This is a genomic window from Microbacterium maritypicum, from assembly GCF_008868125.1.
Classification (GTDB): Bacteria; Actinomycetota; Actinomycetes; order Actinomycetales; family Microbacteriaceae; genus Microbacterium; species Microbacterium maritypicum.
On the sequence record NZ_WAAQ01000001.1, the window covers coordinates 1,514,874 to 1,529,875 of the forward strand.

A 15,002-nucleotide genomic window follows, 5' to 3' on the forward strand; every position below is an offset into this window, starting at 1 on the left:
GTTTCCAGTTGCCGAGACCCACGCTCCCCGCCGGGCGCGCTCGGTAGGCTGGATCCCATGAAGATCGCCCGGTTCAGCCACGACGAAGCCATCATGTACGGGATCATCGACGAGCGCGAGCTCGTGGTGCTTGCCGGGGACCCGATGTTCACCGGGTACGAGACCACCGGCGCTCGGGTGCCGCTCGCGGATGCCGCCCTGCTCGCCCCGGTGATCCCGCGGTCGAAGGTCGTCTGCGTCGGCAAGAACTATCACGATCATGCCGCCGAGATGGGGGGAGAGGCCCCTGAGGAGCCCCTGCTGTTCCTCAAGCCGAACACCGCGGTGATCGGCCCCGGAGACGCGATCGTGCGGCCGACGCTCTCCGAGCGCACCGAGTACGAGGGCGAACTGGTCGTCGTGATCGGCAAGATCGCGAAGAACGTCAAGGCCGAGAATGCGCTCGACTACGTGCTCGGCTACACGATCGGCAACGACGTGACCGCTCGCGACCTCCAGCGCAAGGATGGTCAGTGGTCGCGCGCGAAGGGCTTCGACACGTTCTGCCCGCTGGGACCGGTTATCGAGACCGACTTCGACCCGGCGAACGCGACGATCGAGACGCGGGTGAACGGCGAGGTGCGCCAGCACGCCCCGCTCACCGACATGATCCACTCGGTACCGGCGATCATCGAGTACGCCTCGGCCGTGTTCACCCTGCTCCCCGGCGATGTCATCATGACCGGCACCCCGGCCGGTGTCGGCACGTTCGCGGCCGGTGACGTCGTCGAGGTCGAGATCTCGGGATTGGGCATTCTGCGCAACACCGCGCGCGACGCCGTTCCCGCGTCATGACCGATGTCGCCCTGACGGCGGCGCAGCAGACGGTGGTCCAGCGGCGCACCGTGCTGGTGCTGTCGTTCGGGCAGGTGCTCGGCGGCATCGCCTTCGGGGCCACGGTCTCGCTCGGCGCGCTTCTTGCTGCCGACATCTCGGGGAACGACGCGCTCTCCGGTTTGGCGACGGCTTCCGTGACGCTGGGAGCGGCGGCGTGCGCCATCCCGCTCGCCCGCCTCGCCGCGCGCGTCGGACGCCGCCGCGCGCTCACGCTCGGCAACCTGTTCGCGCTGGTCGGCATCGCGGTGGTGATCCTCGCCGCTGCCCTGCGGATCTTCCCCCTGCTGCTCGCCGGGATCCTGATGATCGGCGCAGGCAATGCGGGAAACCTCCAGTCGCGATTCGCGGCGACCGATCTCGCCGCCCCGCAGCACCGAGGCCGCGACCTGTCGATCGTCGTCTGGTCGACGACCATCGGCGGTGTCGCCGGCCCTCTGCTGCTGGGCCCTGGGGAGATCGTCGGGCAGGCGGTCGGGATGCCACCGCAGACGGGCTCGTATCTGTTCTCCTTCGTCGCGCAGTGCGCGGCGCTGCTGCTCTACATCGTCGCGCTGCGTCCTGATCCGCTTCTGGCGGCCCAGCGGCTCGCCAAGGCGTCGACCGCGGCCGCCGGAGCGGTGGCGGTGGATCGCCCGCGGGTCGCCCGCTATGCGATCTTCGCGATCGCCGGCTCTCATGTGGTGATGGCCTCGGTCATGGCCATGACTCCGGTGCACCTGTCGCACATGGCCCACGGCGCCGGGGGCATGGCCGCGAGTCCGGCAGATGTCTCGGCGCTCGTGGGGATCACGATCGCCCTGCACGTCGGTGGCATGTACGCCCTGTCCCCGGTCTTCGGTGTGCTGGCCGATCGATGGGGCCGACTGCAGGTCGTTCTGCTCGGACAGGTACTGCTCGCCGGAGCTCTCGCGTTCGCCGTGTTCACCGGTACGGAGGCGTGGGGCGTGATGGTGGCCCTCATCCTGCTGGGGCTGGGGTGGAGCGCGGCGACGGTCGCCGGCGCCGCACTGCTCACCGAGGCTTCGGCGCCCGAGCTGCGCACCCGCAGGCAGGGGCGCAGCGATTCGCTGATGAGCCTCTCGGCTGCCGCCGGGTCTGTGCTTGCCGGTGTGGTGCTGTCGAACTTCCAGTACTCGGGACTCGGCATCGCGGCTTTCGTCCTGGTCGTCGCGATCGTGGCGCTCTCCCCGCTCGCCCGCTCCGGCGTCCGATGAAGGACTGGGTCGGCGTCGGCGAGGCATATTCCGCTTCCTACGCCGCACTCTGCGCAGGGACCTTCTCGGCGATGCAACGCGCACTCGGCGCACCGGGAGGGCGCAGCCTGCTCGATGTCGGCGCGGGCGACGGCAGGCTCGCTGCACTGTGGGCGGAGACGGGATGGAGCGTCCAGGCGTGCGAGCCCGAGGAGTCGATGCGTAGGGTGTCGCGCCGCGAGCGACCGCAGGTCGACACGATCGATGCGGGGCTGCCGGATCTGCCGTTCGCCGACGGTGCCGTCGATGTGGTGGTCGCGAACTTCGTCCTGAACCATGTCGCCTCTCCGCGCAGGTCAGCCGCCGAGCTGCGGCGCGTGAGCCGTGGCGCCGTGGTCGCGACGACCTGGACGCTCTCGCCCTCCTGGTTCTGGGCGGAGGTCACCGAGCGCGCGAGGGTGACCCCGTTCGCCGGTGCGAAGCTCCCGGCCGACGAGGATTTCGAGCGGACCGCCGACGGCTTCGCGCGGATGCTGCGGGACGCGGGTCTGGAGCGCGTGGTCGTCACCGAGCACGGCTGGACCTGGAACGCGGACCCGGATGTGCTCTGGCATTCGGTCGAAGGGGGCGTCGCCGGGGCCGGTGCTCTCTATGCCCGTCTCGACGCCGATGATCGTCGGCGATTCCGTGCGGCGTTCGAGCGCGTCGTGGATGAGCGCGCTGCGCACGGCGCGCTCCCGCTCGAGCATCGTGCGGCCGTGGCTGTGAGCCCATTTTCCTGAGGGCCCTCCGCCCACCCGCGATGCGACGGCCGTCCCCGTAGAATCGAAGGGCTATGGCTACCCCTCACCCCCTCACCACGACTGTCAGTGGTGCCGACGTCCGCGTCCGCTTCTGCCCCTCGCCGACCGGACTGCCGCATGTCGGCATGGTCCGCACGGCTCTCTACAACTGGGCCTACGCCCGTCACAACGGCGGGAAGATGGTGTTCCGCATCGAGGACACCGACGCCGCCCGTGACAGCGAGGAGAGCTTCCGCCAGCTGGTCGATGCTCTGACCTGGCTCAAGATCGACTGGGATGAGGGCGTCGAGGTCGGCGGACCGCACGCTCCGTACCGGCAGTCCGAGCGTCATGACATCTATCGCGAGGTGATCGACAAGCTCATCGCCACGGGCGCCCTCTACGAGAGCTTCTCCACGGCCGAGGAGATCGACGCGCGCAACGAGGCCGCAGGCCGTGCCAAGCAGCTCGGCTACGACAACTTCGACCGCGATCTCACCGAGGAGCAGAAGGAGGCGTTCCGCGCCGAGGGTCGCCAGCCTGCGCTGCGCCTGCGGGTACCGGACGAGGACGTCACCTACGTCGACCTGATCCGCGGCGAGGTCACCTTCCCCGCCGGCTCGTTCCCCGACTTCGTGGTCGTGCGTCCGAACGGCGTGCCGCTGTACACCTTCGTGAACCCGGTCGACGACGCCCTGATGGGCATCACCCACGTGCTGCGTGGCGAGGACCTCATGCCCTCGACCGCACGCCAGCTCTCTCTGTACGCCGCGCTCATCGACGCGGGCGTCACGACGTTCGTGCCGCGCTTCGCGCACATGCCCCTGGTGTTGGGAGAGACCGGCAACAAGAAGCTCTCCAAGCGCGACCCGCAGGCCGACCTGTTCCTGCACCGGGACCGCGGCTTCATCCCCGAGGGGCTGCTCAATTACCTCGCGCTGCTCGGCTGGTCGATCGGTCCCGACCGCGACGTGTTCTCGCTCGACGAGTTCACGGCCGCGTTCGACATCGTCAACGTCAACCCGAACCCGGCCCGTTTCGACCAGAAGAAGGCCGAGTCGATCAACGGCGACCACATCCGGATGCTGGGGGAGAAGGACTTCGCCGAGCGCACGATCCCGTATCTCGCCGCGGCCGGTCTGTTCGACGAGCCCACGCACGAGCAGCTGGTGACGGCCTTCCGCGTCGCACCTCTCGTGCAGGAGCGCGTGCAGCTGCTGGGCGAGGTCCCCGGCATGGTGGGCTTCCTGTTCGCCGACGAGGTCACGTACGCCGAGGATGCGCTCAAGGGGCTGCCGGCGAACGCCGCCGAGGTGCTCGATGCCTGCGTCGTCGCGCTCGAGCCGCTGGAGGAGTTCACGCCGGAGAAGATCCAGGAGGCCCTGGCCGCGGAGCTGGTCGAGAAGCTCGAGCTCAAGCCGCGCATCGCCTACGGCCCGCCGCGCGTGGCCATCACGGGCCGCCGGATCTCCCCGCCGCTGTTCGAGTCGATGGAGCTGCTGGGCAAGGAGGAGTCGCTTCGTCGTCTGCGCTCCCTGTCGGCGTTCCTCGCCAGCTGAGGCGCGACGCGCCCGGGCGGCGGATCACGGCCCACCGGTTTTGGTGTTCCGCCGCCGCTCGGGTAGGCTTGATTCTCGGTGCGAGGCTCCGGTTTCGCCCTTGGGGTATGGTGTAATTGGCAACACGACGGTTTCTGGTTCCGTTATTCTTGGTTCGAGTCCAGGTACCCCAGCAAGTCGAAAACCCCCGCTCAGGCGGGGGTTTCGTCGTTTCCGGACCAGTATCGCCAGAGCAGTTCGGCTGCGTGTCCACCGCGACGACGAAAGCCCCCTGCATCCCGTGTCAGCACAGGATGCAGAGGGCTCTCGTGATGGCGCGTCAGGCCGAGCGGCGGCGCAGGTGGAGCAGCCACGTGCCCGCGGCCAGCAGAGTGAGGGCAAGGCCCGTCCAGACCCAGCCGATCGCGCCGTCTGCGCCGGTCGTCGCCAGGGGGTCGGGAGAGCTGTCGGCTCCGGGCTTCGTGGCGGTGCCGTGCCCGTCGCCGGGGCTTCCGTTCCCGGTGCCTCCGTCGCCGCCCTCTCCAGGTGTTCCCGCGTCGACCGCGGCGAACTCCACCGAGGCGAGCACTCTGCTCTGGACGCCGGTCAGCACCAGGTCCGACCCCTCGATGGCGAAGCTGTCGACGCCGCTGGCCGTGACCGTGGAACCCGCGATCCGGAAACCGGCCGCCGGGGTGAGGGTCAGCCGCACCTGGCCCCCACGATCGGCGACGCCCTCTGCGGGCGAGACGGCGCCCCCGCGCACCTCGGTGCGATAGCTGAAGCGCACGGTCTGAGCCTCCACCGCGTCGACGGCGGCCTTCAGTGCATCGAAGCTCGTACGAAGCTGCTCGCTCGTCGGCGCCGCTGCGGCACGTCGGTCGAGCGGGGCTGCTTCCCCTGCGAGCAGAGCGGCACTGTTCGACGTCGCGGTGGCGAGCGCCTCGCCGAGGGTCTGATCGAAGACCCGGCCGTTGGCGGCCTCGACCTCGTTCGCGTTCATCAGCTCGGTGGCGTACTCCACGGCCTGGGTGAGCGCGGCGTTCTCGGCGGTGGAGTCGCCCGCCGCGAACAGGGCGGCGACCTCGGTTCCGGTCAACGCCGTGTCCCACATCCGCAGGTCGTCCATGTCGAGACCGATGCCGTAGCTCTTGCTGCCGTCGACGCCCACGAGCATGTTCAGACCACTGGTCATGCTGCCGATGCCCGCGATGCTCATCTCCTTGGCCTGCACGCCGTCCAGGTAAGTGCTCGCCACGTTGCGCGTGCGATCCACGGTCACGGTCATGTGGTGCCACGAACCCCGGTAGTCGCCGACATCACCGGTCGCATATACGCCGTTCGTGCCGTCGCCGAGGGTGAACTCGAGCTTGCCGGTGTTGGTTCCCTCCGGCGCGAGGTTGATGCCGGAGCGGTACCAGTTCGCCCAGTTCTTGTTGCTGATGATCGCGCCGTAGCCGCTGACTCCTGTGACCTTCGTCCAGAAGCCGATGGTGAGGTCCTTGTCCGTGCCGAGTTCGAACTCGGGGCGGGATCCGAGGTCGATGTAGTTGCTCGCGCCGCCGCCGATGCGTACCGCCGTTCCCGACGCGCCGGGGCGGTCGGTGTCGACATAGGAGACCGATCCGACCGGCTTCGCCGCGGGAGCCGTGCCCGCGTGTGCGCCGGTGTCTCCGAGATCGCCCTCGAAGGCGAGGTGCAGGAATTCGCCGTCCGGCGCAGGCGCCGGTACCTCCGGGAAGTCGGGGAAGACGAGCTCGCCGGCCGTGCGCACGATGCCGGTGAGCGGCTCGGACGCGTTCTGGAAGTCATCGTAGGCGGTGACCGTGACGGTGTAGTTCTTCGCCGCCTTCAGGCCGCGGATGTCGAAGCCCATCGTGTTCGGGGTCATGTAGAACCGCGAGTACGCCTTGAACGAACCGGCGACGGACTTCGGGGCGTTGCTTCCGAAGTCGGGCACCTGATTCGCCGTGAACGGCACGGGGTTGCCGGCCTGGTCGCGGATCTCGACCTCGTAGTGGTTCACGAGCTCATCGTCCTTCGCCTGGTCGAAGCGCAGCGTGAGGGACTCCTCTGCGATGTCGCTCGCGGTCACGGCAGCGGCACCCCACCACGGTGCGACCGTGCTGCGCTGATCCGCGGTGTACGTGAAGCCGCTCTTGCCCTCGGTCGTGTCGATGACCCAGGGCATGCCGATCCACCGCTGATGGGTGACATCGAATCGGCGGATGACCGTGCGCCCGTCGGTGAGCACAGACACGAAGTTCGCGCTCTTCTGCGGGACCCCGGCGGCGGCATCGCCCTGGTTGCCGCCGAAGTAGCCGCCGCCGATGAAGTCAGCGGGGACATCTTGGTAGATGTAGTTCATCGACGCGTTCTCGTAGACGGTGAAGTCCTTCTGGAAGATGCTCGTCTCCGGGTTCGATGAGAAATGGGTGTGCGCGGAACCCAGCATCACCTGCGGGTAGTCCGCGAGGATGCGCTGCAGATCGGGTCCTGCCATGTCGTAGTCGGCATGGAAGGGGCCACCCAGCGAGGTGCCGGCGTACCCGCTGTGGATCGAGACGAAGATCGGCGAGGCCGGGTCGTAGTCGGGCTTCGCCGCGATCTCCTGGAGCGTGCTGCGGAGGTAGGCCTGGTAGCCGGAGCGCTGGCCGCTGTATCCGAACGTGTTCGTGCCGTTGTAGTCGAGGCCGATGAAGTCGATGCCCTCGATCGTCGTGTGGAAGTTGCTCACGTAGCCGGTGTCGGCGTTCGGGTAGAACCACTCCGGCGCACCAGCGGGCGCGTTCGAGCGTGCGGCCTCGAACGTCGTGCCCATCAGATCGGCGATGTCGTGGTTGCCCTGTGTCAGAAGCACCTGCGACTCTGGGAACGTCTCGCGCATGACGCGTTCGACCGCGCGGTACCAGCCGGCGACCTTCTCGCTGTCGCCGGCGAGGTGAGCGGAGTGCTCGGGATCGTTCGCGCCGACGACGTCGCCGTTGTCGACGACGACGCGGGGTTCGAACCCCTTCGCCTCTGCCCAGGAGCGCAACGCCTGGAAGTGCGGCTTCGCCCCCTCGTAGGCGACCTGCTCCGATGTCTTGTCGGCCGTGGCGGAGCCACCGAGCTCGGTGTCGGACATCGTGATGAACTCGAGCGTCGCCTCCGCATCGTTGTAGGCGTCGTTCGCGGCCTCGATGCGCTGCGGGGTCATCGGCTCGGTGGCAGGAAGGGAGGCGGGGTCCGCCATCGGTGCGATCGCCGCGGCGGGCAGGGCGGGCAGGAGCAGGGTGAGCGCTGCAGCGGCGGCGATCACCCCTCCGCCCAGAGCACGGCGCCGTGCCGGTTCGGGGCGGGGGCGCGTCTTCATCGGATCATCAGGGGTCAGCATGGAGCTTCCTCACGGGGTGTTGGTCGGGTGCGAACGGGGAGAGATCGGACGAGCAGGTCAGGGGAGTGCGGGCTCGAGGGCCATCACCGAGGCCACCCACGCGGCGGTCACAGGGCGGAGGTCGGGGATGCACGCGGTCGCGCCGCTCGTGGCGCGCAGATCGGCTCGTACCTGTACGACCCGGCTTCCGGCCGCGACGGCGGCCCGGACTCCGACCTCCGAGTCCTCGAACACCAGGCAGGTGCCGGGGTCGATGCCGAGCAGATCGAATGCCTGCAGATAGGGCTCGGGATCCGGCTTCGTGTGCTGCACGTCATCAGCCGTGACGACGACGTCGAATGCGCCCAGAGCGAGGCTTTCGGCGACCGCATCGACCCAGCGGTGCGTCGAGCTCGTCACCAGCGCGATGCGGATCCCTTCTCCGCGGAGGTGTCCGAGCGCCTCCTCGGCGCCGGAGACCCACGACAGGCGGTCGGCGAAGGCGTCGATCGTGAGCGCCTCGAGGTCGGCGGCGACCTCGGCGGCTCGGGCGGACAGGCCGCCGACCTCGATCAGCGCGTGGGCGGCCTCGATGCTGGAGAGACCCTCGAACTCGACGAGCTGTGCAGACGAGACCGCCGCGCCGTCGAGCGCGAGCCGGGCGCGGATCGCGTCGAGCCACAGCCGCTCGCTGTCGACGAGCGTGCCGTCGAGGTCGAAGAGCACGGCAGCGGGCTGCGCGGAAGGGCGGTGATCGGAGGAGGGCGTCGACGGGGTCACGGGTTGATTACCCCGCCTGACGGTGTGCAGAGGAGGGCGAGCAGATGAACGGCGACGGAACGATCGGTGTCTCCGGGCGCGACACGCGGGACAACTGTGAACTGCTGTCCCGTTCGCGCGATCGCGGGCCTCGTGGCTCACCTAGTCTGAGATGGTGCCACCGGCGAACCCGCGCCCCCATCGCGAGATCATGAGCGATCTGATGACCAGGATCATCGACGGAGAGTTCGCCCCGGATTCCCGGCTTCCGTCCGAGACGAAGCTGGGGCACCATTACGGCTCGACCCGGGGAACGGTGCGCCGAGCACTCGCGGGGCTCGAGGAGCGAGGGCTGGTGTCGCCGGTTCAGGGCACGGGCTGGATCGTGCGTTCGGGGCGTCCGAGCCAGTCGTTCGAAGAGCTGCGGTCGTTCGCCCAGTGGGCGCGGTCGAAGGGGATGACACCCGGAGGGCTGGTGCGACGCAAGGAGTTCGGAGAGGCGACAGCAGCCGAGGCGCGCCGTCTGTGGGTGAGCCCGAGGGCACGGGTGCTCCGCGTGACGAGGACGCGCAGCATCGACGGGCGCGACGTCATGCTGGAGCGCACCTCCTATCCCGACTGGATCGCCGATCGGGTCGCCGCGATCGCCGACGACGAGGCCTCGGTCGTCGAGGCGCTCACTCGCGACTTCGGCGTCGTGACCGCCTTCGCCGAGCACGCCATCGACGCTGTCCCGGTCTCCAGTGCGGACGCCACCCTGCTCGGGGTCCGTCGCGCGAGCCCGCTGCTGCGTGTGCGCCGGGTGAGTTACGCCTCGGCCGGTGAACCGATCGAGTACGGGGAGGATCGCTACCTTCCGGATGCCGTGACGTTCCTGGTCACGGCATCGCGGGAGAGCACGCCGCTCACGCGTACCGAGTTCTCGCGGTAGATCCGGGGCCTGCCCGGGCACCAGTCCCGCGTCGCGTCCGGCGACGTCGAGGGCGCCGAGTAATGTGAATACGTGACAGGAACACGAGCAGAAGCGGCATTCTCCCGCGCTGTCACCGCATTCAGCACTCCTACGCTCGATCTGCTGCACGGTCGCTTCGCGCCCTTCGTGGTGGCGTCGCTCTCGCTTCTGTTCACCGCCGACCGGGCATCCATCCCGATCGCCGATGCGCAGGCCGAGCTCTCCGAGATCCTCGACGAGTTGCGGGGAGCGGGCGACGATGAGGACGACCGTCGGGTACCGGCGGGGACGGGACGCGACGTCGCCAGGAACTGGGTGCGGCTGGGCTGGCTGGTGCAGCAGATCGATGAGGACATCGAGGTGTACCGGCTGTCCGCGCACGCGGTGGAGGCACTGGAGATCGCGGGACGCACGGGCGGAGGCCGCACGCGTGTCTCCAACTCACGGGTGCGCACGCTCCTCGAAGCCGTGGAGCATCTGGCCGACAGTGCCGAGGCCGATCCCCTTCGCCGGCTCGCCCGTCTGCGTGAGGAGCGCGCCGCGCTCGACGCTGAGATCGACCGGATCGAGGAATCGGGCCGGGCCGATCCGCTGGACGACGAAGAGCTCTACGAGGAAGCCGAGAACGTGCTGCATCTGGCGCGCGAGCTCCCGGCCGACTTCACACGGGTCGCCGAGTCCCTCAAGCTGATGCAGCGCGACGTCGTCGCCCATCTGCGCCGCGACGAGCGGCCGACGGGTGAGGTGCTCCGCGAATACCTCCAGCGCGCGCAGGACGTGATGAACTCGACGCCGGAGGGGCGCGCGTTCGCCGGTGCCCTGAGACTCATCGGCGATCCGGACCGCATCGATGCGCTCACCGAACAGCTGCACGGCCTGCTCCGGCAGCCGTTCGCCCGCATGCTCGACGCCACCCAGCGTGCCGAACTCGATGCGATCGGGCGTCGAGTGGAACTCGGCGTCGAGGAGGTCCTCGCCGCGCAGCGGCGGGCATCCCATGTCATCACTGGCCAGGTGAAGACCCATGATCCGCTGCGGGACCGTCAGATCGACGACCTGCTCCGCGACGTCATCGCCGCGCTCCACGTCTGGGATGGCACGGGGGCGAGCGCTGCGCCGGTGCGCAGCCTCCCACTCATCGATCTGGGTCACCTCAGACAGACGGTGAGCAGCATCCGCCCTCCCGCCGTCCCCGCCCCGCTCGCGGATGCCGAGGATGTCGAGTTCCCCGATGTCGACACGCGAGCGTGGGGTGGTCCGAGGTATGCGGAGCTCGAAGAGTACGTCTCGAACCTCGGCCCGGAGTTCGATCTCGCGACCGCTTTCGAGGACGCCGCCGACGACACCCGCCGGCCCGTCGACCTCGTCGGACTGCTCGAGATCGCTCATCGCAACGGCATGACCGAGAGCGATGCGGTCTCGGTCGTCGAGGCGCTGCGTCCCGACGGCTCGACACGACGTTTCGCGTTCGGCGCCGTCACGGCGCGCAACCCGAAGGAAGAAGCACATGCCTGAAGAGAGCCTCGTGACGGAAGCGCCGGTGGACGACGCGTTCATCGCCCCCGTCCCGATGGAAGACGACATCGAGGAGCACTTCGCGGGTGATCGAGGGACGCTCGATCCCGAGATCCGACGGCTGCTCGCGCACATCCTCCAGCGTCGTTTCATCGCCGCGGAGCGCAATCGTCGGGAGTGGACGCTCCTGCTCGACCACCAGCAGGTGATCGAGTCGCGGCTGAACGACCTCTACCTCCGCCTGGTCGTCGACCACGGTCGCGGTTTCGCCTACAAGCAGCAGTTGCGCTCCGATGAGATCGACATGCCGGTGCTGCTGAAGGACGCGCCCTACACGCGAGCCGAGACCCTGGTGCTGGTGCATCTTCGCACGGTGTATCAGCGCGAGTCCGCCGCCGGTGAGGCATCCGTGCGCATCGACATCGAAGACCTCGAGCAGACGGTGCTCAGCTACTTCACCGACGTCGACGGGGGCACGGCCCGACAGCAGAAGGCCATCCGGAACGCGATGGACCGTCTGGATCGAGAGGGCATCGTCCAGGAGGAGACCAGTGGGCGCTATCGGATCAGTGCGCTCGTCGAGGTCGTCCTCAGCGCCGAGACCCTGAAAGAGCTTCGCGATTGGCTGCGGTCGCAGGAAGTGGTGGAACGATGACCATGGTCGACACGCTCTTCGGACTCATCCCCGCGGGGTCGCGGGGACAGCAGTGGGTCGCGGAGGAGCTGCAGCTGATCAACTGGGGCGGATACGACGCCGGCCCCCATCGTGTGCGCTTCTCACCCGACGCGACCCTGCTCTGCGGGGGCTCGGGTTCCGGCAAGTCCACCCTCATGGATGCGTACATCGCCTTGATGATGCCCCACACGACGCCGTTCAACGGCGCCTCGAACGGCGGAGTGACGGGTCGCCCTCGCGGCGACGAGCAGCGGAACATCCTCTCCTACGGGCGCGGGAAGATCGACGAATCCCGCACCGAGGACGGCACGAAGCTGCGTGTGCTGCGCGGCGACGGCGAAGACACATGGAGTGCGATCGCGACGACGTGGCTCGACCACGACGGATCGCGTTTCACCGCGGTGCGCGCGTGGTACATCCCCGCGGATGCTCGCACTCTGGAGGACACGACCCGGGTGCGGGCCACCGTGAACGGGGCATTCGATCTGGGGCTTCTGGAGAAGGCGGCCACGCAGAGGCTCTCCGATGCGTCGGTACGGGCGACGGGACTGGAGACCCTGGCGACGGACCGCGAGTTCTCGGCGCGGCTGCAGGCGGTTCTCGGCATCGGGGCGGCAGGTTCCGGTGCGAAGGCGATCAGCCTCCTGGCGAGGATCCAGGCGGGGCAGCAGATCACGACGGTCGACGATCTGTACAAGAAGCTCGTGTTGGAAGAGCCAGAGACCATGGCCACCGCCGATGCCGTGGTGGCGCATTTCGACGAACTCGAGAGCACGCGCACGAGGATGCTCACCGCGAAGCAGCAGGTGAGCGCGCTCGAGCCGATCCGCGGGATCAAGGACCGCATCGCCGCGGCCGCCGAACGCGTGCGGGTGATCGACGAGGTCGGCGTCTTCACCGATCCCTCCTCGCTCGCCGCGCTCTGGAACGCGCAGCGGCGCCTGGATCTGCTGCGCGAGGTCGAGGTCGAGCTGGGGGATCGCACCCGCGCGCTCAGCCTCGCCGTCCGCGAGAAGCGCGCCCTCGTCGATGCCGCCGATCTCGAGCGTGAAGGCCTCCTCGATGTGCTGCGGCAGTCCGGCGGCGACCGCCTGGAGACCGCACAGCGTGAGCTGCGCGTGGCCGAGCGTCGTCTGGAGGACGTCCGGCGGGAGAGGGCGAAGTTCGACGCGATCGCCGAGGAGCTCGGGGTGGAGGTCGAGACCGCCGCGCAGTTCGATGCCTTCGTGGCCGGCACCCGGGGCTCATCGCCGAAGTCCGACATCCGCGACGCGCGTGCGGCCTTCGCGGATGCGGAGACGGCGCGCAGGACCGCCGAGGCCGAGATGCGGAGTCTGCGCGACGAACGCGAGAGGACCATCCGCGTGCGCGGCAGCATCCCCGCGCACCTCGACGAGTCACGCGCACTGCTCGCACAGGCGGTCGGACTCGCGCCATCGGATCTTCCGTTCGTCGGGGAACTCATCGAAGTGCGCACGGAGTTCGAGCCATGGCGCGAGGCCTTCAACCTCGCGCTCGGCGGCTTCGCGAGGACGCTTCTGATCGACGTCGAGCATCTGGCAGAGTTCCGTTCGGCCATCAACGCGGTGCGCACCCCGGAACGGCTCAATTACGAAGGCGTCCAGACGGGGCTCCCCGAGATGCGGGGCGCCGACCCGAAGACGCTCCCCGGGCGGCTCGACCACCTGCCCACGCCCTTCACCGGCTGGCTCCAGCAGAGACTCCAGGAGCGCTTCGGGTACGTCTGCGTGGACTCGTCGTCGCAGCTGGGCGCGCACCAGAGAGCGCTCACCATCAGCGGTCAGGTCTCGCAGGGGAGTCGCGGCGCGCACGGCGGGCAGGGCCGCGCCAACATGCTGGGCTTCACCAACGACCGTCGTCTGCGTGAGATCGATGAGCAGCTGCGGCAGCTGAGCGCACGGCATGACGAGTGCGCCGCCTCTGCGGCGGACGCCGAGGCGGCCCTCGACCGGATCGAGGCGCGGTCGACCGCGTTCGCGAGGATCGATGACCTGACCTGGGAGCAGATCGATGTCGCCGCGGTGGAGGCGGAGCGAGAGCGCTGGGTCGCCGTCGAAGCCGAGGTCACCACGGCCAGCCCCGAGATCGGCCAGCTCCGGCACCAGGCCGACGACCTGAGGACTCGGGCGGCCCGGCTCCGCGACGACGAGGCGCGTCTGAGCAATGAGCTCGCACAGACGCAGGATCACTGGGGCCAGGTCACCGACGACGTCGACGCGTGTCAGAGCGTCATCGATGCGGCCGCGGCATCGGGACTCGAGATGGGGGAGCGGCACGCGTCGTTCCTCGACGGTCGATTCCTGCATTCCGAGACGGGGGACACCCCGTCCGCGGCGGAGCGCCTGACGCACCTGGACACCGCGCTGAGAACCGCGGCCCAGCGCCTTCACGAGGATCGCCGCGAGGCCGCCGAGGCCCACGAGCAGCAGCGCGAGAGCATGCGACGACTCATGACCGGGTTCCTGGAGCGGTGGGACAATCTGACGCTCCTGCCGGATCCGGACGCGTCGGTCGGGGAGTTCGAGAGCATTCTGGAGGCGCTCCAGACCAACGGACTGCATGAGCTGGAGACCGAGTGGCGCGACAGCCTCCTCAAGCTCTCCGGCAACGATCTGACGAGTCTCGACTCGACGCTCAGCCGTTCGCTGCGCGAGATCAAGGATCGCATCGATCCCATCAACCGCATCATGGAGGAGCTGCCCTTCTACGATGACGATCACCGCCTGCAGATCACCCCGCGGGAGAATCAGACGGAGGCGCGCAAGCGCTTCCGACGTGAGCTCCGCGAGGTGCGGGGACTGATCGATGCGGCCTCGACCGATGCGGAACGGGAGGCCGTGTATCGCAAGATGAGCCGCCTCATCGCCCGGATGCGTCGGACGGCGCCCGACTTCGCCGAACTCATCGACGTGCGAAACCACGTGCGGGTGAGCGCGGAGCGGGTCACCGCCGCGACACGAGAGCACGTCGCGCTCTACGATCACATCGGCGAGAAGTCCGGAGGGGAGTCCCAGGAGCTCGTCGCCTTCATCGTCGGCGCTGCTCTGCGCTACCAGCTCGGAGACGCGGGGGCGGCACGGCCGCGCTACGCGCCGGTCTTCATGGACGAAGCTCTGATCAAGGCGGATGCCCACTTCACCAAGCGCGCGATCGGCGCCTGGAGAGGACTCGGCTTCCAACTCGTGATCGGTGCGCCGAACGACAAGTACAGCGCGATCGAGCCGCACGTCGATGTCGAGTACAACATCCTCAAAGACACGCGCGGTCGCTCCTGGGCGAAGGCGAAGGTGGGGCTTCCGCAGGAGGCGGTCTGAGGAGAGGCGGTCTGAGGCGGC

At 68.8% G+C, this 15,002-nt stretch carries 10 protein-coding genes and 1 tRNA gene; 9 read left to right on the forward strand and 2 right to left on the reverse strand.

The features are described 5' to 3' along the window. Positions 1-57: 57 nt before the first annotated feature. The 5 genes from F6W70_RS07290 (at position 58) to F6W70_RS07310 (ending at position 4,583) form a co-directional block, all read left to right on the forward strand. On the forward strand, positions 58-834 hold the full coding sequence (locus tag F6W70_RS07290; RefSeq protein ID WP_017830796.1) for a fumarylacetoacetate hydrolase family protein: 777 nt from the start codon (positions 58-60) through the stop codon (positions 832-834). Continuing rightward, positions 831-2,090, forward strand: coding sequence for an MFS transporter (locus F6W70_RS07295; protein WP_151486275.1), 1,260 nt, complete (start codon positions 831-833; stop codon positions 2,088-2,090). The genes F6W70_RS07290 and F6W70_RS07295 overlap by 4 nt, the downstream gene beginning before the upstream one ends. Then, complete coding sequence (locus F6W70_RS07300; protein WP_055868632.1) at positions 2,087-2,851, forward strand: class I SAM-dependent methyltransferase; 765 nt, start codon at positions 2,087-2,089, stop codon at positions 2,849-2,851. The genes F6W70_RS07295 and F6W70_RS07300 overlap by 4 nt, the downstream gene beginning before the upstream one ends. Before the next feature lie 53 nt (positions 2,852-2,904). Further along, complete coding sequence (gene gltX / locus F6W70_RS07305; protein WP_151486276.1) at positions 2,905-4,410, forward strand: glutamate--tRNA ligase; 1,506 nt, start codon at positions 2,905-2,907, stop codon at positions 4,408-4,410. A gap of 101 nt (positions 4,411-4,511) precedes the next feature. Then, positions 4,512-4,583: transfer RNA gene (locus F6W70_RS07310), tRNA-Gln, on the forward strand. Between the two features lie 146 nt (positions 4,584-4,729). Here the strand turns inward: F6W70_RS07310 and F6W70_RS07315 are convergent. After that, positions 4,730-7,765, reverse strand: a complete 3,036-nt coding sequence (locus F6W70_RS07315) for a LamG domain-containing protein (protein ID WP_318278828.1) — start codon at positions 7,763-7,765, stop codon at positions 4,730-4,732. A gap of 57 nt (positions 7,766-7,822) precedes the next feature. Next, a complete protein-coding gene (locus tag F6W70_RS07320) occupies positions 7,823-8,524 on the reverse strand; it encodes an HAD family hydrolase (RefSeq protein ID WP_170287869.1) in 702 nt (233 codons plus the stop codon). Positions 8,525-8,714: 190 nt separating this feature from the next. On the opposite strand from F6W70_RS07320, the gene F6W70_RS07325 reads away from it, so the two are divergent. From F6W70_RS07325 to F6W70_RS07340, 4 genes are all read left to right on the forward strand, one after another. Next, complete coding sequence (locus tag F6W70_RS07325) at positions 8,715-9,434, forward strand: GntR family transcriptional regulator (protein WP_082524212.1); 720 nt, start codon at positions 8,715-8,717, stop codon at positions 9,432-9,434. Between the two features lie 72 nt (positions 9,435-9,506). Beyond that, positions 9,507-10,970 carry a DUF3375 domain-containing protein gene (locus F6W70_RS07330; protein ID WP_055872658.1) on the forward strand — a complete coding sequence of 488 codons (1,464 nt, stop codon included), beginning with the start codon at positions 9,507-9,509 and terminating at the stop codon, positions 10,968-10,970. After that, the gene (locus tag F6W70_RS07335; protein WP_055868619.1) at positions 10,963-11,625 is read left to right on the forward strand and encodes a DUF4194 domain-containing protein; all 663 of its coding nucleotides are present in this window, start codon (positions 10,963-10,965) and stop codon (positions 11,623-11,625) included. Before F6W70_RS07330 ends, F6W70_RS07335 begins: the two co-directional genes overlap by 8 nt. Further along, complete coding sequence (locus tag F6W70_RS07340; protein WP_151486278.1) at positions 11,622-14,981, forward strand: ATP-binding protein; 3,360 nt, start codon at positions 11,622-11,624, stop codon at positions 14,979-14,981. The genes F6W70_RS07335 and F6W70_RS07340 overlap by 4 nt, the downstream gene beginning before the upstream one ends. Positions 14,982-15,002 lie beyond the last annotated feature (21 nt).